We start from the raw sequence: 17,356 nt of genomic DNA on the forward strand, positions 1-17,356 counted from the left end.
TTCGGCGAGCTGTCCGACGTGCGGTGTTTTGTCGAAGCGGGTGCACAGTCGGTACGAGTGCTCGCTCGCAGATGCGGCAATCGGAAACCAGTCAAGTCTCCTCGTGCTGCAAGTGCGACTTTTCTGTTGACGATGGTTGAAAACTAGTCCAGAAACGACGGTCCAAAACTAGGCCACCCAACCAAGATTGAATGGGTGATCTCCATGGAAGACTGGGCATTGATCAGGCACCTCTATCACAGCGAAAAGCTGTCGAAACGTGCCATCGCTACCAAACTCGGCATTGCGCGTGACACTGTCACCAACGCTCTGAGCAGCGAGGGTCCACCGAAATGTCAGCGACCATCAGTCGACTCTGCGATCAGCGCCGTGGAACCGGAGATCAGGGCACTGCTCGCACAACATCCGACGATGCCGGCAACGGTGATCGCCGAACGCATCGGATGGGGCGGATCGATCAGCTGGCTACGCGAACGAATCCGCGCAATCCGACCCGAATACGCCCCGGTCGATCCAGCAGACCGCCTCGATCACGATCCGGGTCAGGTCGTGCAGTGCGATCTGTGGTTCCCGCCGGCATCGATCCCTCTCGGCGACGGCCAGACCGGTGTCCCGCCGGTGCTGGTGATGGTCGCTGCGTTCTCCCGGTTCATCACCGCGATGATGCTGCCCAGTCGGGTCACCACGGACCCGATTGCCGGCATGTGGCAGCTGCTCTCGCAGGATCTCGGCGCGATCCCGCACCGGCTCTGGCGCGGCAACGAGTCCGGGATCGGCCGCCGTGGCCGGCTGACCGATCCGGTGACCGCATTCGTCGGAACGGTCGCCACGGCACTAATCCAGCTCAAACCCTACGACCGAAGAATTCGAAGGAATTGTCGAGCGCGCCAAACAGTTTCGGGAACCCTCGTTCATGCCCGGTCGAAGATTTTGTTCACCTGAGGACTTCAACAGCCAGCTGGCCGATTGGCTCCCGGTGGCGAATTCTAGGGTTGCCCGCCGGATCGGCGGTCGCCCAACAGGTTTGGTGTCTGTCGATACCGCGGCGATGTTGTCGTTGCCGCCGGTTCCACCGTTTACCGTCGCGCGCTCGCAGATCCGTCTGCCTCGGGACTACTACGTCCGAGTCCACGGAAACGACTACTCGGTAGACCCCTGGGCGATCGGACACATGGTCGAGGTCGCTGCCGATCTGCGCCAGGTCGCGGTCACTCGTGAAGGTCGAGTACTGGCCGAGCACGAACGGCGGTGGTCTCGGGGGCTGACCGTCACTGATCCCCTGCACGTGAAAGCAGCCGCCAGGCTGCGAGAACAATTCCAACAGCCGATGCCGATTGCCGCCGGCGAGGACCGGTTGATTCGGGACCTGGGCGACTATGATCGAGCATTCGGAGTCGAATTCCCTTGTACTGCATCGATTAATGATGATTGGGTGCAGTGATGGGCGCTGTGGATCCACTCAAGGACATCGATACGCCCAGGCGTTGAAGCGCCACGTATTCGGGAATCGGCGCCGCAGCTAGCGGAGCAGCCCGTAGCGACGGATGGAGCCATGAGGACTACCTTGCCGCAGTCTTGTCGCGAGAAGTCACGGCGAGGGATCGTCCGGAACTCAAACCAGGATCCGATCAGCAGGATTTCCGACACCAAAATCTTTGGAGGAGTATAACTTCGACTTCCAGCCCTCACTCAGCCGAGAAATGGTGGCATATCTGGGAACCGGAGTCTTTCTGACGTGGGCACGCAATGCGGTGCTCTTGGGGCCTCCAGACACCGGCAAAACGCATCTGGCGATCGGGCTGGGAATCAAGGCGGCCCAGTCCGGACATCGGGTTGCATTTGCGACGGCGGTTGATTGGGTAGCCAGACTCAAAGCCGCGCACGCCGGAGGAAAGCTACCAGCAGAGTTGGCGCGACTACGACAGATCGGGTGGATCATCGTCGACGAGGTCGGCTACATCCCGTTCGAACAGGACGCTGCGAACTTGTTTTTCCAGTTCGTGTCGAGTCGCTACGAGCATGCCTCACTTATTCTGACATCGAATCTGCCGTTCGGCCGATGGGGTGACGTATTCGGCGATCAGGCGGGCGCGGCCGCGATGATCGACCGAATCGTCCATCACGCAGAGGATTTGACGTTGAAAGGGGCGTGTTACCGACTCAGAAACACCGGAATCGATACGTTGCTGTCCGTGAGAGCGGACAACGCGGCACAATGAATACATCGGCGTGGTCTAGTTTCCGTCCGTCGGGAATGGACTAGGTTTCGACCGTCGTTCACAGAACTTGCCATCGCTGCGTGGACCTCACAGTCACAAGTCGCCCGTCAGGAAGCCGAGTGGCTCGGATTGGTTGTCGCGGAGGTTCGAAAGCCGCTGCATCAGCGCGAGAAAGACCAGGACGAATGCGCTTCGCGCGTCGTGGAGATTGATCTGCGCGACTTGTCCGCTATGAACCGTGGCGCTTCGTGCGTGGTAAAGGTCCTCGACAGCCGCTTGATACTTCCTCGTGCCGGGTGTGCCTTTGAGTAGCAATCGAGTCCGGCGACGAAGTCGATCTGCAATTCCTGGGGCATAATAATCGGTAAGTAGCATCTCGAATGCTGTGGCGAGGCTCACAACTGCTGTCCAGCTTTCGTCATCGCCCTGATATGATCGTCGAAAATAGGCGACTGATTCAGTAATTTTACGATATACTCTACTTCGCGCAGTCTCCTTGCGTGAACCGACGCTGTGTCTCAAATATCCTGCAAATAGTTTGTCGACACTGTTGTAGACGAACTGTGCTCGATCTGTTTGCCGCATCCAGTATCTCGGATCCACGTCGACGGCCAATTCGCTTAATTCTCTCACCTGGAGGCGCTTGTGCACCGGAACCGCTCGACCTTCAAGGTTCTTCTCCCGAGTGTGTGACAAGACAAGGTAGTGGTGTATATCGAGCGTTTCCCAATTGTTAATCTGTGAGGAACTAAAGAAAATTCCTGCCCTGTCTTTCTCCCTTGGTTGCAGAGTTGCGAGCATTACGATGGCTGTGGTCCATGCCTGCAACCGCCCGAGTAAAAGGAATTCATTTTCGTAATAGAATCCAGACGTGGATGCGACACCCGCGACTAGAATAGGATTCTGTTCGAGCCATTTCGCATCACGACTTTCGCGCCAGTGTCGGATGAGAGATCCATCTACAGATTTTTTAATTCCCAGCCGGGGCCCAACGTCGTTAAGGAAATTGACAGTCCTCGCTAGATCGTTCGTTTGGGCTAATGGCGAAATGTTGAGAAGGATTAACAATGAACGCGCTAGATCCTGCAAGTGGACGCAAGAGTCCAGCGGCAAGAATTCCGAAGGAATGGAGCGGAAATACAACCATACCTCGACGATTACTTTCGCTTTCACGTATCGACTTCAGTGTTTCCAAGACCGGTTCGGCGGCGCCCAGCTTGACATGCATGAACAGCAACTCGTCTATTGCACTTACCCCGACAAAAATCTGCCTGCTCCATAGCTGTCGCGCCAATTCGCCTCTAGCCTGCTCAAGGTGGTATGCGATTGCCTGCGCCTGTTTGTCGGGGGCCACGGGGTCATAAGCGACCTCGGCAAGATGGTAAATATCGTAATAAGCAGACAATTCCGTAGAGTGGGACACAAGATAGTCGGAAGAATCGCCTACGCGTTGTCTGTGCCGGACTTTGGTTGCGTTGATGTCCAACGCGAGTCTTTTAATGGAGGGAAGGCGTGTCGTGATCGGATCTTAATGCACGGCTGTGACGTAGCTGTTGTCGATCTTGGAGTGACCCAACACCTTGTATGCCGGTGTGCCAGGTCAGGACCGGACATATCGGTCAGTGTGGTCACTTCGAAAGATGGCGTTCAACAATTCCGAGATGGCACCAGGGGTGAGCAACCGCATCAGACGGACGGCCCCCAAGTAGTGGTCCAATCAGCTTCCTCACGACTAGCAAAAGCGCGGTCCTGCAAGCCTCTTGCTCCGTGTAGAACCGCGTTGTTAAATGCTGCGAACTCGATTGAATATTTCGCGGACACAAGGACCTGCGCTGTGTGGCAGGCGCGTGGCCGGCCATGTTGAGGCGTCGAACTCGATCGGCTTTTGGTCTTGGGGCGGACATGCGGTCGCATCTGCGAGGCGGGCCTGGTATGAACGACAACTCTGCTAGCTCTCGTGCGGCAGGAGACTGGTTTAACCCCATCGCTTAGCGGTCAGTGATTCGGCCTGGCCTAGAACGCGTAGGGCATCTGAAGTGATCACTTTTGAGTGAGGACGAGGTTAGAAGTCGATTGTGCGACGTTGCCAGCCGATGTCGATGTCGTAGTCGAGCACGTGGGTACCGGCGATCAGGATCACGGCGTCGATCTCGGCGGGCAGCGTCAGTGGTGTACTTGGTGTTGAGTCGTTCTCGTAGAGTGTGCGGATCATGCCCGCGGCGGGTCCGTCGCTGTCGGCGATGAGCGCGGCGATCCGTCGACCCGATTCGGTACGGAGCGACGACCGTAGGTTTGCCGCGAGGTCCGAATTGAGCCATTCGCTGAGGAAGTGGACGACGTCGGTTTCGAGGTCGGTCGTGCGCGTGGTGCCGTGGGAGTCTGTGGTGATGATTCCGGGCCCGAGGGGCGAGTTCGGAACCGTGGAGCAGACCCACGAGTGGGTCAGCTGCCGAATCGCGGGGTCGCGACCACCGTCGGTCTCGCCGTTGCCTTCGAGACGTTCGAGTTCGGCAATAAGCTTACGCAGCAGGGTTTTCAACACGGGTGTGTGACTGTCTGCGCCGAACGTCGCGTGCGCGTCAGTGGTGTCGAGAAATACCAGCCAGGTTCTCGTCAGAGAGGGTGCTGGGTGAAATGGTTCGGCGCCGAGATGTTTGTCGCGTCCAGCTCGGTGTCGCCGCACGGCGGCGCTGGTCAACTGTTTGACTTCGACCGCCGAAGGCTTCGGTGACGACGATGCTGTGCGGTAGTCCGGCTTCGGTCCCGGTGTCGATCGTTCGCACACTCGCTCGAAGTCGAGTCCAGTTAGCGCAGATACGATCGCGACGGCCCGTTCCTCGTCGGCACTCGGGCGGCAGTCCGGATGTGTGTTGTCGGTTCGGGCGCAAGGCGAATCCTGTGAGGCAGCTGGGGTTGTCACTGGTTCTGGGTTCCTTCTCGATGGGCGCTTGAGGTGCGTGTGACATCGTGAGTTGCCGGATCGGCGAAGTGCGAGGGAATGGATCAGAGAAGCGGCCGGTCCGAACGGGTTACTTTCGAGGGTTCGTAATTGTCAGCGATGTTCCAGTATCGACCGTTTGCATCCAGCACCGAGTACCAGATGATGGTGTAATGGTGACTCGGGGCGGATGTGTCGGTGACGTCGGATTCCCACAGTGTGCGCCAACCTTCGCCGGTGGCCAGTTCTGGACAATATGCGGTATCGGAGACTTTCAGCGGATGACCTTGCTCCTCGCCGTTTCCAAGGAAGATCGTGGTGATCGGTCGCATCAGAACACTGGTTGCGTTTTCCTCTACTGATGCTCTGAACCCATGAATCTTGATGTTGTACAAAGGTTTGTCGCTTCTGTTCTTGAATTCGGTTCGCCACTGCTGTTTTCCATGTTCGGTACCGCTAGGAAGCCATGAGACACCGAGTAGCCGGACTTGATTCGCCTGATCCTCCAGATTGGCGCGCAGTGTCGCCCTATAGGACTGTAGGGCGACGAGAACTCCGCCGGCAGTAAATAGTGCCCCGCCGGCGGACACCCATGCCGGGAGCGATCCGAGGTCGACGTCGGCGTGAGTTGAGACCAGTGCGAGTGTGACCGTCACCCCGAGCAGGGCAGCGAGGAGCGACGTGAGAGCAGTCTTTCGCGGATGAACACGCCGGTAGCTGACGATGCTGCATCCGAGCGCGGTACAGCCCAGGATGATGCCGCCGAGCGCTGTGAGAGTCCACCAGTCGTTCGTGGCTCGCTCTACGGTCCATTCGGTTCGTACGAGCGATGCTGTCGAACACATGATTGCGAGAACCCCACTGACCACACATACAGCGCGTCCCACTTCTCGTGCTGCGCCCGGCTCAGCTTTCATCCGTACACCTTAGAATGAGCGCCCCGTATGAAGCCGAGACGCTCCACGGCGGCTGCCGTTGGTTGCCAGGCGGGCGGTTGATCTTCCGGCGCCGCAATCGATGAAAGACGCCTTTACATCCCTGTGCCATTCACACGAGACCATAACGTCAACTGAATAGTCATCCGATCAACTGCCTCGCTTTCAAGAGACTTCATGCCCCCGCTGGGTCCGCGAGTTGCGATCAATTCGCCAGTCGGGGCCAGGTACTTCTCCCACAGCGTGTCCCGCAATGCTTTGACGTGTGCGGTGAACTCGACCAATGTCGGGGAGGAATCGGGCGGGCCGCCGGCAGCGGAGACCGAGACACCGATCGAATCGAGGACGTCCGGCGCATGGTCAAGGTAGTCCGCAAACACGACCACCGTCTCTAGGTCTCGCGACAGCCGGTGCGCGACATGATCGTGGCGCCAGTTCATCAGAGTTTTGTGGAACTCAATGCCGCGCTCACCGCGGGCGGTACGCAGCAAATCGTCATAGTCGAGCTTGCGGCGTCTGTCGCTCACACCCATCCGTCCGTAGCTGACGATTGCCGACTCCCACAGCGCACGGCGGTGAAACGCATTGGCGGCAATATCGGTAACTTGAGCCCGCTCGAGAAGAACCATGTCGACGTGGATCAGGTCCGCCCATAACGATGCCCATTTTCCGAGCCGGTTCGCGTCGTTCTCTCCGAGCACCATTCGCCGAACTTGATACGTATCGTCTGTCATCCGTTGATAGTGCCTCAACCTGGTGGAACGGACACTCGCGCAGGTTTCGAGGGGTGCAGCGGCAGCGTTTGTATCGCGCGATCCGTAGGGCCGTGCAGCGAGCCGCTGAACGGAATGCAGAGAACGCCGGTGAGAACCTGCCGCACCGTCCGGAGAGCAAGAGCGAATACCGGGTTGTGTCGATCGGTTTGACTGTCTGATCGAAATGGTGCGGCCCGCAGCAACCGGGCCGGACCTTTCCAGTTTGCGTGGTCCAGAAAGGCCCCTGACCGTCCGGTGAGGGGCGTTTTCGGGCTCTGTGGTGGGTTCGTTCGGTTATTCGTGGTGGTTGAGGTCCGGGAGGTCTGGGCCCATTCGACGCAATGAACAGCATGCGTGGCTGCTCGGCTTATGGTGCCTGGGTGATGGCATGCGGGGGAGGGGCGCGGTGGCGTCGGTGGGTGCTGCTTGGTGTGGGCTTGGTGTTGGTGGTGGGGCGTTCGGTGCTTTCGCGTTTGTGGGCGTGGGGCGGTCTTCGTATGAGCTGTGCGCATCCGATTCCGCTGTGGCGTTGGAGAGTGCGTCGAGGGTGTGGCTGCCGGTTGTCGGGTCCTCGTGTACTTATGCGATGTCCGAGGACGTGCGCGTGGTGATGGTGGTGTTCGATGTCGCCGGGTGGGTGTTGATTGGTGCGGCGTTCTATTCGCGGCGGCGACAACCACCGCCTGAACCCGAGTGGTCGATGCCGGTTGATTGGGGATAGAGGCGGGTTTTCGTCGCGTCGATGACGGTCGTGCTTGTACGCCGATAGATTCGGACCATGACACTGACCGATGCATGGCAGGCATATATGGACGTCCTTCGCGACCGCGCACCGGTCACGGCGGCGGCGGTGCGTGCGCCTCGGGTTCTGGCGGAGCGGGAAGCTGCTGAACGCGCGACCGCTTCGTGGACTGCGGAGCTGCGTGAGTTCTTCGCTCTGCACGACGGCCAGGCTTTCCGTTCGGAAGACGATCAGTTCGTCGGTGAAGGCTTGCCGGGGGTGGAGCTGCTGTCGCTGGAACAGGTGGCGGCCCGGCACAAGCTCTGTAGTGAAATTTTGCATCCGATCGATGATCTGGGGCCGGATTGGCCTGCCACGGTTCGGGCGCAGCGTGCAGGGGAAACGGCTGAGATGTTTGTCCCTGGATACATTCCGTTCGCGCAGGACGGGGCGGGAGATTTTCTCTATGTCGACACCCGTGAGGGCGAACAGCATGGATGCATCCGCTACTTCGCAGCGGAGGCAGCGGACGAGGGCGGTCCCCTGTTCGGCTCCCTGACCGAGTACGTGGATTCGGTTCGCCGAAGCGTCGAGTCCGGGGACGAGCACTCGTATCTGGTGCCGTCGGTGACCGAGGGGGTGTTGGCGTGGGACGTCGACTTCTCCGATCGACCTCCGCTGCCGCCGCAGCCGGATCCGACGCCGCTGCATCTTCCGTTCCCACTGAGTGACTTTCAGCCTTCACTGATCACTGCTGATGACGACCTTGTCGACCTCGATGTCGTCCGCGCTGCTGTCCTCGACACCGCACGGTCGCTTCATCCTGGTGCACAGGTGCAGGGCGGGGAAGTGGTTTTCCGGCGCGTTCCACGCCAACGTGGGGTGAGCATGAATTCGGTGGTCCAGGTCGACGGTGAGCCCAAGTTCTTCCTGACGATTGTCACCGGTGTCGGCAACGAGGTCCTCGTACATGAGTTGCCGCCGGGTGGCTTCACCTTCGTTGTTGACAACTGACGGCGGCGCCGTGATTCCTCGGCGCATGTCAGGGAGTTTCCGCGCCTTTGAGCTGGGGTGATGACACGTCCCCTGGTTGGTGTTGGGTGGTGGATGTCGGTGTGGGGTGTGTTTGGTTGGTGTGGGTGGGTCGGGTGTTGGTGTTTTAGGGTTTGACCTGCGGTGATGGCATGTCCCCGGGGGTGGTTGTTGGGGTGTGTGGGGCGCCGGCGGATTGCACTGGCGCTATCTACCGAATTGCAGGTACAGCGATCCGTCGGTCATCGACTGCGCAGCTGCACTCGAACCACGTGAGCTCCCGAGGATGACCCCGCGCCCTGTAATCATTCCTGGCGGAGGCCGTTACAGTTTGTGAGATGACGAGCGTAGGTGTGGTGGCGGCGTGGAATAGAGAGGCTGGCTGGGGGGTCATCGACTCTACGGATACTCCGAGCGGATGCTGGTTCTATTACAGCAATCTGTGGACGCTCCAACACTCCCCACTCGCCGCTGGAGAGTCGCTTGAAATCAGGGGGCAAAGTGGAGATGTTGAGATCGGTGAAACAGTCGATTTCGACTGGGAATCGGTGCAGCAGGATGGGTTCTCCTTCCGTGCTGTCGACGTTCGTCCACGCCGGAAGCCGCCACGTAGAAGCATTGCCTTCACTGTCCACGGCAAGCTGGTTCCCTGGCCTGTCGAGCGTTTCGGGGAGATTTCGTATCCCGATCTGTGGATCGATGAGGGCGTGCAGTAAACGCGTTTCGGTCGCACATCAAAGGCGGGTAGCGCCTCACCGCTTCTGCTCTGGGCGCTCTGCGCCGTATGGCTGAAATATCAGCTGTTCACAACCGGATGGGCCCGCCCCGTGGGGCGTTCGGGTTCGGTGGTGTGGGGAGTGGTGCCGTGTCGGGGTGTCCCTATGGGTTTCGGCAACCCATCAGATATCGGGTGTTGGTGGTGGCTGCGGCGCACTGGGTGGCGCAGCCGGGTAAGAATCAGCTATGGATACTTCGCGGCGGTATCGGTTGTTCGCCGAGTACGAGGCCCGCGGCAATTCGCCGTGTTACGAACGGTGGTGCCTGGGCATCGCCGACGATCGGGAGCTTGTCGCTCTGATCGACCAGTTGCCGACCGAGAAGCGGCAGCCGAACCTCGTCCTTGGTGCGGCCCGATACCTGGGCGTGGAGGAATCACTGTTCCTGCTGTTCAAAGATTGGATGGTCGAACACTGGGACGCGGTCCGCGAGGTGGCGCTGGTGCGCAGCACTCAGACGAACGAGGCCGGTCGAGCAGCAGCGCTGCTCCCAGTGCTCTCGCAGCTTCCGGGACCGCTGTCCCTGATCGAGGTCGGGGCCTCAGCCGGGCTGTGCCTGTATCCGGACCGGTTCAGCTACCGCTACGGCGATGAGCAAGCCTCCATCGACCCCGCATCAGGGCCTTCGCCGGTTGTTCTGCCATGCGTCACGACGGGTCGCCCGCCCCTGCCCGCAGCCGTTCCGACAGTGGTCTACCGGGCCGGAGTCGATCTGAATCCGCTCGACGTCAACGACACCGACGACATGCGCTGGCTTGAGTGCCTTGTCTGGCCGGGGCAGACGAACCGGCTGGATCGCCTCCGAGCTGCCGCTGCCATTGCGCGGCAAGAGCCGCCGCACGTGGTCGCGGGGGATCTCACCGACACCATCGCAGGCTTGGTTCGTGACGCTCCACAGGACACGACGATCGTTGTGTTCGGTAGCGCGGTCCTCAACTACCTCGATCTCGACGCGCGAACGTCATTCGAGGACACTGTGCGCGGTTTGCCGTGCCACTGGATCTCCAACGAAGGCGGCGGGGTGATCGCGTCAGTCGTCGATCAACTTTCCAAGCCGATTTCAGAAACCCGCGGCCAGTTCGTCGTCACCCTCGACGGCAGAGCGCTTGCATACGCCGGAGCGCATGGACAATCGTTGGACTGGTTCGCGTCGCCCTGACTGGGTCAGCGCCCTTCCAAATTTACGCCGCACAGCAGGTGGCTGTATTGCGTGGTTGCTCGGCTTATGGTGCGTGGGTGATGGCATGCGGGGGAGGGGCGCGGTGGCGTCGGTGGGTGCTGCTTGGTGTGGGCTTGGTGTTGGTGGTGGGGCGTTCGGTGCTTTCGCGTTTGTGGGGGTGGGGCGGTCTTCGTATGAGTTGTGCGCATCCGATTCCGCTGTTGCGTTGGAGAGTGCGTCGAGGGTGTGGCTGCCGGTTGTCGGGTCCTCGTGTACTTATGCGATGTCCGAGGACGTGCGCGTGGTGATGGTGGTGTTCGATGGTGCGGCGTCGGTGATCGCGGTCGTCGGGTGGGTGTTGATGGGTGCGGCGTTTTATTCGCGGCGGCGACAACCGCCGTCTGAACCCGAGTGGTCGATGCCGGTTGATCGGGGATAGAGGCGGGTTTTCGTCGCGTGCGTGTGGTGGATCTCGGTGAGCTGCGCGCTCGGCTGACAGCGGCGGCGATCTAGAGGGTGAGCACCATGAAGGAAACATTTGTTTGGCCGGTCCGTGCGAAGGTGGCTTCGTTGATCAGCTCGCTCAGTGCTTGTGCGCCGTAGTTCGCGATCCGTTGGGTGGCGAGCGGTGTTCGTCCGCGTGCTGTCACGACTTTTCCGGCGAAATCAATTGTGTCTGTGATGGTGAGGGTTGATTCGTAGTCGGATGTGTTGCCGCCGTGGGTGTTGACGATTCTGTCCGCGACGAGGCTCACTGTCTCTTCGGAGAACGGGAAGCTGGCGGCGATTGTGGGAGTGATGTCTGCGGGATCACCGCGCGGAACGAGCTGGAACGGTTCGGAACTGAAGGAAATGGCTAGTGATCGGGTGAAGGCGATCGTTTTCGTCCACCACAACGAGCCCACTACGACAACCATCACGGTGAACACGATCAATATCCGATGGCGATTGGCGTAGCTCCTCATTGGTCAGTTGTACCGCGCGCAGCCCGGTGCCACCGATCAACGTGGCTAAGGGGCATTCGCATCTTGTGCTCGGAAGTGGCGTGTGTGGCGCCGATGAAGTTGTGCCTCTGGCCTGGGCAGAGGGCGCGCGAAGCGCCTACTGAGTCGATCAGTTGCGGAGGTAAGCGCGGAGCGGTCGCGAGGGAGGGCTTTTCGGGTTTGTAGCATCGGCGGATGCTCACTCAGGTGGATCTGACGATGGACTGTGCAGACCCGGATCGTTTGGCGGCATTCTGGAAAGCGGCTGTCGGATATGTCGATGAGCCGCCTCCTCCACCGTTTTCGACCCGTGAGGAATGGTTGGCCAGTTTCGGCGAGGAGCCCGATGGGATGGGTGGTGCGTGGCTGCGCCATCCGTCGGGCGTAGCTCCTCGGTTGTGTTTGTTGCAGGTTCCTGAATCCAAAGCGGCCAAGAACCGTCTGCATCTTGATCTTCGGGTCTCGGGGGAGGGCCCTGCGGAGGTGAAGTGGGGGAGAGTTCTGTGCGAAGTGCGACGGTTGACGGTTGCCGGAGGGACTGTTCTGGCTCGAGTCGAGGGACACCATGTGGTCATGGCTGATCCCGAGGGCAATGAGTTCTGTGTGGCCTGATCGGAGCGGACTGTTGTTGGCGTTGGTCTGGCCGTAGGAGGAGGCTCCGTCGAGTCGTCGACGGTGAGCGGTGTGTCTGTGCTGGTAGTTTTCGTCGATGGATTCCGTTTCTCTGGTCGGGTTGGCCGAAGCACTGAATGCTGCGTGGGGACCGGATACGTGCGCTCCCGAAGACGTGAAGGATTGGTCGGAGGCGAATCGGGCGCGCGGGCAGTGCGCGACTACAGCGGTGGTGGTGCACGATTATTTCGGTGGCGATCTGGTGCGCGGCGAGGTGCACGTGCGGGGTGAGCGAGTGGACTTTCACTGGTGGAATCGTCTGCCGGACGGTTCGGAGATCGATCTGACGCGTGAACAGTTTTCGTTGCAGGAGAAGGTGATTGGCGGGGTTTATCTTCCGCGTCCGCTGGGTTGGACGCGGCTCGATCGCGAGTATTCGCTCCTTGCGGACCGTGTCGCTACGCACTTGGGGTTGGCGGTCGGTGTGGAGGATTGACCCGGTTATGTTCGTGTCGTGTGCACGGTGGTAGCGCTCTGGGCCGGGGTAGTTGCCGTCTCATTGATGCTTGAAGTTTGAGTCAGTCGAGGCCGGAGAGTTGCTGCCGCTCTGGTGGCTGGCTATTGGATGGCGATCACGAGTTCGATGGCTTCATGTGTGCCGTCGCCGGTGAGATCGCCGACCTGGCGGATGCTGCCGTGAACTAGCTTCAGTCCTTCCCGCTCGGCGTGTTCGATTATCGCGATCTGTGCGGCTTCGGCGCCTGAATCGTCGAGATCTGAATCATCGTCGGACGTTTCGAGGGTCACGAACAGTTCGTCGCGCGCTGAGAGTGTGCCCGATTCGACGACCATTCCGGCAATCTCGATCGGTTCGGTGGGGACGTGAGCAGTCGGCCAGCAGAACAGAACTTCGACGATTTCTGCTTCTGCAGTTTGACGCAATGTTGTCCACCAGGGGCCGGTGATTGTGTGGCCGGCGTCGTTCAAGGCGACCTGCAAGGTGGCCAGAGGGGAGTCGACTGGCTGGAGTTCGAGGTTGTGGATCTCGAGTAGGACTCCGACCCAGGGTTGAGGTGGCATGGTGCGGCGATGAACGGTGTAGTCAAGTCCGAGTGAATCGATCAACGCGGATCCCTGTTCTGCGTCAGCATCCTGACGGGCGCGTTCCTGGGAGATGAGTGTGTGGTGTTGATCGATGAAGGCATCGATACGGTCCGGGTTGTTCAATGCTTCAGCGACGGTGTCAAGCGAGAGGCCGATATTTCGGAGTGCCCGGATGGTTGCGGCTGGGCGCAACTGTGTCGGCGAATAGATGCGGTAGCCGGTCGGAGCGACCTCTATGGGTTTGAGCAGATCAATGTCGTCGTAGTGGTGCAGTGCCTTTACGGTCAGGCCAGAGGCGAGGGCGAATTCTCCGATGCGCATCATGCGGTGCAAGGCTCCCTTGGGTCCGTTTTGGTATGTGATGCCAATTCTGGGGTCTCCTGCAACAGGAGAGTCAAGTCGATCGTTGCAAGAGCCCTCAATGGACAGCTCCGAGTTGGCGAACGATCCTCCGCAGGATGGAGGGAAGGGCCTTGTGGTCGGATTTCTGATCCATGACCCTGGCGGAGGGTTCGGTGACGCACGTGTCGATCGGGGCGATCGGGGCGATCGTAGGAGGCTGTGTCGGTGGTAATCCCGGCCTCTCGCTGTGGAATGGAGCCGAGGCACGCGCCCGTGACTTTTTCTCAGGTGCAGGGAAGTCGAACACGGATGGTGGCGGCAGGAACCAAGTCGACCCGACAGGCTGGATCGACGGCAGCGACATCGCGGGCGATGCAGAACGCCCACTCTGCGGACTACCTGCTGACCCCGATGTCGACTCCGATCGCCGCGATACCGGCGAATCTGGCGAACCCCTTCACTGCGACGTCGTGGAATGAGACAGGCGGAAATTCGTCGGCGAGCAGCTGAGAAGATAGACAGTCATCGGCATCTCGTCAGAGGAGCATTTCGTGCAGCAGGGCGGCCAAGTGAGAATCGGGACCGAAGGCGTCTCGGTGTTCACGATCGTCAGCGTCGACGAGGGCGCTCACTTCGCAATCATCGAATCCATCGCGGACGCACCGGGCAAGCATCCGTTTCCGGTGAAGCTGGACAACCTCGCCCCAGTCGTCTGACGGCACCACAGTGGCGGATCAGTAGTGAGTGCCTGGGGACGGCGCCTTGCATGACCTGACCTGGGGCGATGACAGGTCCCTGCGGAGTATACAGGCGTTGGCGTTCGTCCAGAGCCGCGCTGCTGCACTTGGCGCAGGTCATGGCATGGAAGCTGTCCAGCGTTGAAGTGGCCATTCTGGCGCGTTGAGCCCTGCCCATCGACCAGGTGGTGGGCGCAATGCCTCCCAAAAGGTTGTTGCCGCCGATCGGTCGAACGGAGGTAAGGGAGGCAGTGTCATATGTGCCGAAATGTCGCTGGAGGGTTCCTCGTAAGTGAATTCGAGTGCATTGGAAGCGATTTCGAGGTTTACCGCCCGGGTCTCCTCCGAGCTGAGCGTGAAAGGTGGCCGTAGACGAAGACTTTCAGGTGTTGCAAGCAAGAGTCGGTGCGGCCCAATCGGGAACATCACTAGTGCCGCAGTGGCAAGAGCGGGGGCGGGATAACGTTGCTGACCCGGCCAGCCGATGAGCACGACGGGTTCGTCGCAGGTCAGTAGCGGTTGCTCGGAGGTCACGAGCCACCAGGAACGCTGAGCCAGAAACGGGGCGATGTGCTTTTTCCAAACATTGATGGCGGTCTCGATCGCAGCTGCTTTAGGCCCGGTGAACTGAGGTTGGAGCATGATTTCGTCGATAATCTGGTGGTGCCGCGCGGGTGTGTAGTCGATACCTGTTGCTGCGCAGAGGATAGGCAGTAGCGCGCGGTGGTCGAGTGCTTCACGGACGTCGAACCGATCGCGAGCACTGCTGATGTCCAGGTTCCCTGCACGTGCGCGAGGCGTGCGCTGGCTTTGAAGGCCGACGAACACGGCTAGATTCCCGCTCAGATTGGGATCGGTGATTTTCCCAGCCGCCCGTTTGTCTAGCGATCGAAGCCACCGCGCAGCGGCGTCTTCAATCCTGGACATGTGCGTTTCGAACCACAGGTCCGGCTCCACGTCGGGGTCGATCTCGTCACCGACGATCTGATAGAAGAACTCGTCGTTTGCGATCGCCTCCGGAAGGTCAAGATCGCTGCGCCCTGTCGCGATTTCGGTGAACCGCACTAGCGGGCTTTCGGGTCCGGAGGCCCACCGTCGCAGATACATCTGTGGGACGAAGTGATGTATGCGAGTTCGCTGTGAATTGTTGCGTGTGCGTTCCTTGGATCGTTCGATCTCAGCGTCGCTGAGCCATTTGTTGGCACTGCCCATAGCCGATGACGATAGCGTTTGGGCCAAGCCGTTTTGCGCGATGTAGATCCCGCGCCAACCCCCTGACATCAAGGAGCGGCCCCGTGCCACCTTCACAGTACGATCCGATCATGCGTACCGACTTTGACCGTGCTGCCGAAATTGCACGCCTGGCAGCAGAATTCGACTGAACCTGGTCAGGAGATGGCCTCGATCGCTAGTCCTCGTCCTCGTCCTCCGGTTCGGGCTCATCCACCCATGCCTGATACTTCGGACTCGTCAGTTGCAGGTGGATCGCGCGGGGGCTCATACTGAGTTCGACGACCACTTTAGGCAGGTCCCACCGGATAGTTGCCTCAGGTCCGGGCTCGGAGTACGTGGGTATCGGAAGGACGGAAGTCAGTGCCGCAGTGAGATTCGCGAACCCTTCGTCCAGCAGCGGACGCACCACTGTCATGGGCGTAGCAGCAGTAGCAGCATCAGCCAGATCCGTGACGTAGATCGAGATCCAATTCATTCTGTGTTGCCGCCCGAACATGTGCGCCTTCGGCCGGCTGACATGCAGGTTCGTCCGTATCGAGGCGCCACCTTGCCTGAGTTCGACGAGCTCCCATCCGGCTTGTGCGCAGAAGGGTTCCAGGTCGTCGACGGCCCAGGTCCAGTCGAATTCTGCGGCGAGGCGGGCGATCCGGGTGGCGCCTTCGATGTCGACGTGCATGTGCGGATGCTACGTCCTTCTTGATCGTTGCTGATGACGCCCCAATCGCGGGGGCCGTGGAGGTGAGGGCTGGCGGGTTGTCGGTCATCGGATGCCGGCGCCGTAGGTCAGCACCTTGCCAGCCTCGCGTGGGTCGACGTCCGTGACGGCCGGTTGCGGCATGCTGATGTTGACGACCATCGACTGGTCAACCTTCTTGTCGGTGTTCGCGGGCCAGGCGAGACCGGTGAGGGGGTTATTGGTGGTGGATGAGGTCTGGGAGGGTCTGGGCCATTCGACACAATGAACGGCATGCGTGGCTGCTCGGCTTATGGTGCGTGGGTGATGACATGCGGGGGAGGGACGCGGTGGGATTGGACTTGGCCCCGTCGTGATGTGGGAGGCTACGACCGCCTTGACGGCCACTACCGAATCGCCAACTCTGACTACGAGAGAGAGCTGTAAAAAGGTGCGAGCAGATATCGAACGTGCTGCCCAGGCGGTGCGCGTGGCCGCTGAGTTCGAGTGGACGTGGACCGTCAATGACCTGCCGCCGTTCTGCGGTCAGGTCGGTTGGCAGTTCAGCGGCCTCGATGAGCAGGTGCCAGCAGTCGTGACCAATCTCGAAGTCAATCGCCCCGATGTGATGGTGGGCGTCGCGGACATATCGACAACCGAATTGTCGCGAGCGATCAATATGATCTCCTTCCGTGCCAGTGATGTGGTTCTCGGTCGGACCGACTTGGAGCCTGAGCTGGATGAAGTTTTCAATGCACTGGTGCAGCGGATGTTCGAATTGCTCGGGCAGCGGCCCACGGATTGGTGGATCGAACCGACCCGCGGCCTGCGCTGGGACCTTCCGGGCCTGGTGGTTAGGGCCCAGATCGGCGTCTCATCGGTCTGTGTGTATCTGGTCAGTCCTGCGTACCAGCAATGGTGCGACGAATACGAGCCGAGCGCCGAAGATGAGTAGACGTGAGGTCGGTTGAGGCTGCGGTCTGGCCGACTCGCTGTCATTCCTGAAAATCGATAGCTTGCGCAGCTCACTTGGTGGATGTCGGTGTGGGGTGGGTTCTGTGTTGGTGTTTTAGGTTTTGACCTGCGGTGATGACATGTCCCCGGGGGTGGTTGTTGGGGGTGTGTGGGGCGCCGGCG

At 60.1% G+C, this 17,356-nt stretch carries 18 protein-coding genes and 2 pseudogenes; 12 read left to right on the top strand and 8 right to left on the bottom strand.

Annotation, left to right across the window (positions count from 1 at the left end; genetic code table 11):
- Window positions 1-204 precede the first annotated feature (204 nt).
- Window positions 205-1,441: pseudogene (locus G9U53_RS26265) on the top strand (IS21 family transposase).
- A gap of 30 nt (window positions 1,442-1,471) precedes the next feature.
- Window positions 1,472-2,219, top strand: a pseudogene (gene istB, locus G9U53_RS26270) (IS21-like element helper ATPase IstB).
- 93 nt (window positions 2,220-2,312) lie between these two features.
- Here istB and G9U53_RS34270 read toward each other — a convergent pair.
- The 4 genes from G9U53_RS34270 to G9U53_RS33370 form a co-directional block, all read right to left on the bottom strand.
- The gene (locus G9U53_RS34270; RefSeq protein WP_165639551.1) at window positions 2,313-3,392 is read right to left on the bottom strand and encodes a HEPN domain-containing protein; all 1,080 of its coding nucleotides are present in this window, start codon (window positions 3,390-3,392) and stop codon (window positions 2,313-2,315) included.
- A gap of 889 nt (window positions 3,393-4,281) precedes the next feature.
- Window positions 4,282-5,139 carry a hypothetical protein gene (locus tag G9U53_RS26280; protein WP_165639552.1) on the bottom strand — a complete coding sequence of 286 codons (858 nt, stop codon included), beginning with the start codon at window positions 5,137-5,139 and terminating at the stop codon, window positions 4,282-4,284.
- A gap of 83 nt (window positions 5,140-5,222) precedes the next feature.
- Entirely contained in the window at window positions 5,223-6,074 is an 852-nt protein-coding gene (locus tag G9U53_RS26285; RefSeq protein WP_165639553.1) for a hypothetical protein, read from the bottom strand.
- A gap of 113 nt (window positions 6,075-6,187) precedes the next feature.
- On the bottom strand, window positions 6,188-6,826 hold the full coding sequence (locus tag G9U53_RS33370; RefSeq protein WP_207624602.1) for a hypothetical protein: 639 nt from the start codon (window positions 6,824-6,826) through the stop codon (window positions 6,188-6,190).
- Window positions 6,827-7,433: 607 nt separating this feature from the next.
- Here G9U53_RS33370 and G9U53_RS34085 point away from each other — a divergent pair.
- The 5 genes from G9U53_RS34085 (at window position 7,434) to G9U53_RS26310 (ending at window position 10,974) form a co-directional block, all read left to right on the top strand.
- Window positions 7,434-7,568, top strand: coding sequence for a hypothetical protein (locus G9U53_RS34085; protein ID WP_278251751.1), 135 nt, complete (start codon window positions 7,434-7,436; stop codon window positions 7,566-7,568).
- Between the two features lie 57 nt (window positions 7,569-7,625).
- Complete coding sequence (locus G9U53_RS26295) at window positions 7,626-8,582, top strand: SMI1/KNR4 family protein (RefSeq protein ID WP_165639554.1); 957 nt, start codon at window positions 7,626-7,628, stop codon at window positions 8,580-8,582.
- 356 nt (window positions 8,583-8,938) lie between these two features.
- The gene (locus tag G9U53_RS26300; protein WP_207624603.1) at window positions 8,939-9,316 is read left to right on the top strand and encodes a hypothetical protein; all 378 of its coding nucleotides are present in this window, start codon (window positions 8,939-8,941) and stop codon (window positions 9,314-9,316) included.
- 247 nt (window positions 9,317-9,563) lie between these two features.
- Window positions 9,564-10,535: a DUF2332 domain-containing protein gene (locus G9U53_RS26305; RefSeq protein WP_165639555.1), complete on the top strand. Its 972-nt coding sequence runs from the start codon at window positions 9,564-9,566 to the stop codon at window positions 10,533-10,535.
- Between the two features lie 283 nt (window positions 10,536-10,818).
- Window positions 10,819-10,974: a hypothetical protein gene (locus tag G9U53_RS26310; RefSeq protein ID WP_165639556.1), complete on the top strand. Its 156-nt coding sequence runs from the start codon at window positions 10,819-10,821 to the stop codon at window positions 10,972-10,974.
- Window positions 10,975-11,044: 70 nt separating this feature from the next.
- Here the strand turns inward: G9U53_RS26310 and G9U53_RS26315 are convergent, their stop codons facing one another.
- On the bottom strand, window positions 11,045-11,500 hold the full coding sequence (locus G9U53_RS26315) for a hypothetical protein (RefSeq protein ID WP_165639557.1): 456 nt from the start codon (window positions 11,498-11,500) through the stop codon (window positions 11,045-11,047).
- 213 nt (window positions 11,501-11,713) lie between these two features.
- Between G9U53_RS26315 and G9U53_RS26320 the strand changes: the two genes are divergently transcribed.
- Window positions 11,714-12,130: a VOC family protein gene (locus G9U53_RS26320; protein ID WP_165639558.1), complete on the top strand. Its 417-nt coding sequence runs from the start codon at window positions 11,714-11,716 to the stop codon at window positions 12,128-12,130.
- A gap of 97 nt (window positions 12,131-12,227) precedes the next feature.
- On the top strand, window positions 12,228-12,626 hold the full coding sequence (locus G9U53_RS26325) for a hypothetical protein (RefSeq protein ID WP_165639559.1): 399 nt from the start codon (window positions 12,228-12,230) through the stop codon (window positions 12,624-12,626).
- Window positions 12,627-12,748: 122 nt separating this feature from the next.
- On the opposite strand, the gene G9U53_RS26330 is transcribed toward G9U53_RS26325, so the two are convergent.
- On the bottom strand, window positions 12,749-13,558 hold the full coding sequence (locus G9U53_RS26330) for a MerR family transcriptional regulator (RefSeq protein WP_165639560.1): 810 nt from the start codon (window positions 13,556-13,558) through the stop codon (window positions 12,749-12,751).
- 291 nt (window positions 13,559-13,849) lie between these two features.
- Here G9U53_RS26330 and G9U53_RS26335 point away from each other — a divergent pair, with 291 nt between their 5' ends.
- Both G9U53_RS26335 and G9U53_RS26340 read left to right on the top strand, forming a co-directional pair.
- Entirely contained in the window at window positions 13,850-14,086 is a 237-nt protein-coding gene (locus G9U53_RS26335; RefSeq protein WP_165639561.1) for a hypothetical protein, read from the top strand.
- 59 nt (window positions 14,087-14,145) lie between these two features.
- Entirely contained in the window at window positions 14,146-14,292 is a 147-nt protein-coding gene (locus G9U53_RS26340; RefSeq protein WP_207624604.1) for a hypothetical protein, read from the top strand.
- Between the two features lie 138 nt (window positions 14,293-14,430).
- On the opposite strand, the gene G9U53_RS26345 is transcribed toward G9U53_RS26340, so the two are convergent.
- Together G9U53_RS26345 and G9U53_RS26350 are read right to left on the bottom strand one after the other, a co-directional pair.
- Entirely contained in the window at window positions 14,431-15,525 is a 1,095-nt protein-coding gene (locus tag G9U53_RS26345) for a DUF4238 domain-containing protein (protein WP_165639563.1), read from the bottom strand.
- 196 nt (window positions 15,526-15,721) lie between these two features.
- Window positions 15,722-16,222 (bottom strand): DUF6301 family protein, encoded by a 501-nt coding sequence (locus G9U53_RS26350; RefSeq protein ID WP_165639564.1) that lies wholly within the window; start codon window positions 16,220-16,222, stop codon window positions 15,722-15,724.
- 394 nt (window positions 16,223-16,616) lie between these two features.
- Between G9U53_RS26350 and G9U53_RS26355 the strand changes: the two genes are divergently transcribed.
- Window positions 16,617-17,174, top strand: coding sequence for a DUF6301 family protein (locus tag G9U53_RS26355; protein ID WP_165639565.1), 558 nt, complete (start codon window positions 16,617-16,619; stop codon window positions 17,172-17,174).
- Window positions 17,175-17,356 lie beyond the last annotated feature (182 nt).

Origin of the sequence: Rhodococcus sp. D-46 (assembly GCF_011290655.1) — a bacterium.
In the GTDB taxonomy this organism is placed as follows: domain Bacteria; phylum Actinomycetota; class Actinomycetes; order Mycobacteriales; family Mycobacteriaceae; genus Rhodococcus_F; species Rhodococcus_F qingshengii.

Excerpts from the sequence above, each read along its gene's own strand:
- G9U53_RS26285 (WP_165639553.1), bottom strand. The coding sequence starts at position 6,074 with ATGAAAGCTGAGCCGGGCGCAGCACGAGAAGTGGGACGCGCTGTATGT.
- G9U53_RS33370 (WP_207624602.1), bottom strand. The coding sequence starts at position 6,826 with ATGACAGACGATACGTATCAAGTTCGGCGAATGGTGCTCGGAGAGAAC.
- G9U53_RS34085 (WP_278251751.1), top strand. The coding sequence starts at position 7,434 with ATGTCCGAGGACGTGCGCGTGGTGATGGTGGTGTTCGATGTCGCCGGG.
- G9U53_RS26295 (WP_165639554.1), top strand. The coding sequence starts at position 7,626 with ATGACACTGACCGATGCATGGCAGGCATATATGGACGTCCTTCGCGAC.
- G9U53_RS26300 (WP_207624603.1), top strand. The coding sequence starts at position 8,939 with ATGACGAGCGTAGGTGTGGTGGCGGCGTGGAATAGAGAGGCTGGCTGG.
- G9U53_RS26305 (WP_165639555.1), top strand. The coding sequence starts at position 9,564 with ATGGATACTTCGCGGCGGTATCGGTTGTTCGCCGAGTACGAGGCCCGC.
- G9U53_RS26310 (WP_165639556.1), top strand. The coding sequence starts at position 10,819 with ATGTCCGAGGACGTGCGCGTGGTGATGGTGGTGTTCGATGGTGCGGCG.
- G9U53_RS26315 (WP_165639557.1), bottom strand. The coding sequence starts at position 11,500 with ATGAGGAGCTACGCCAATCGCCATCGGATATTGATCGTGTTCACCGTG.
- G9U53_RS26320 (WP_165639558.1), top strand. The coding sequence starts at position 11,714 with ATGCTCACTCAGGTGGATCTGACGATGGACTGTGCAGACCCGGATCGT.
- G9U53_RS26325 (WP_165639559.1), top strand. The coding sequence starts at position 12,228 with ATGGATTCCGTTTCTCTGGTCGGGTTGGCCGAAGCACTGAATGCTGCG.
- G9U53_RS26330 (WP_165639560.1), bottom strand. The coding sequence starts at position 13,558 with ATGATGCGCATCGGAGAATTCGCCCTCGCCTCTGGCCTGACCGTAAAG.
- G9U53_RS26345 (WP_165639563.1), bottom strand. The coding sequence starts at position 15,525 with ATGGGCAGTGCCAACAAATGGCTCAGCGACGCTGAGATCGAACGATCC.
- G9U53_RS26350 (WP_165639564.1), bottom strand. The coding sequence starts at position 16,222 with ATGCACGTCGACATCGAAGGCGCCACCCGGATCGCCCGCCTCGCCGCA.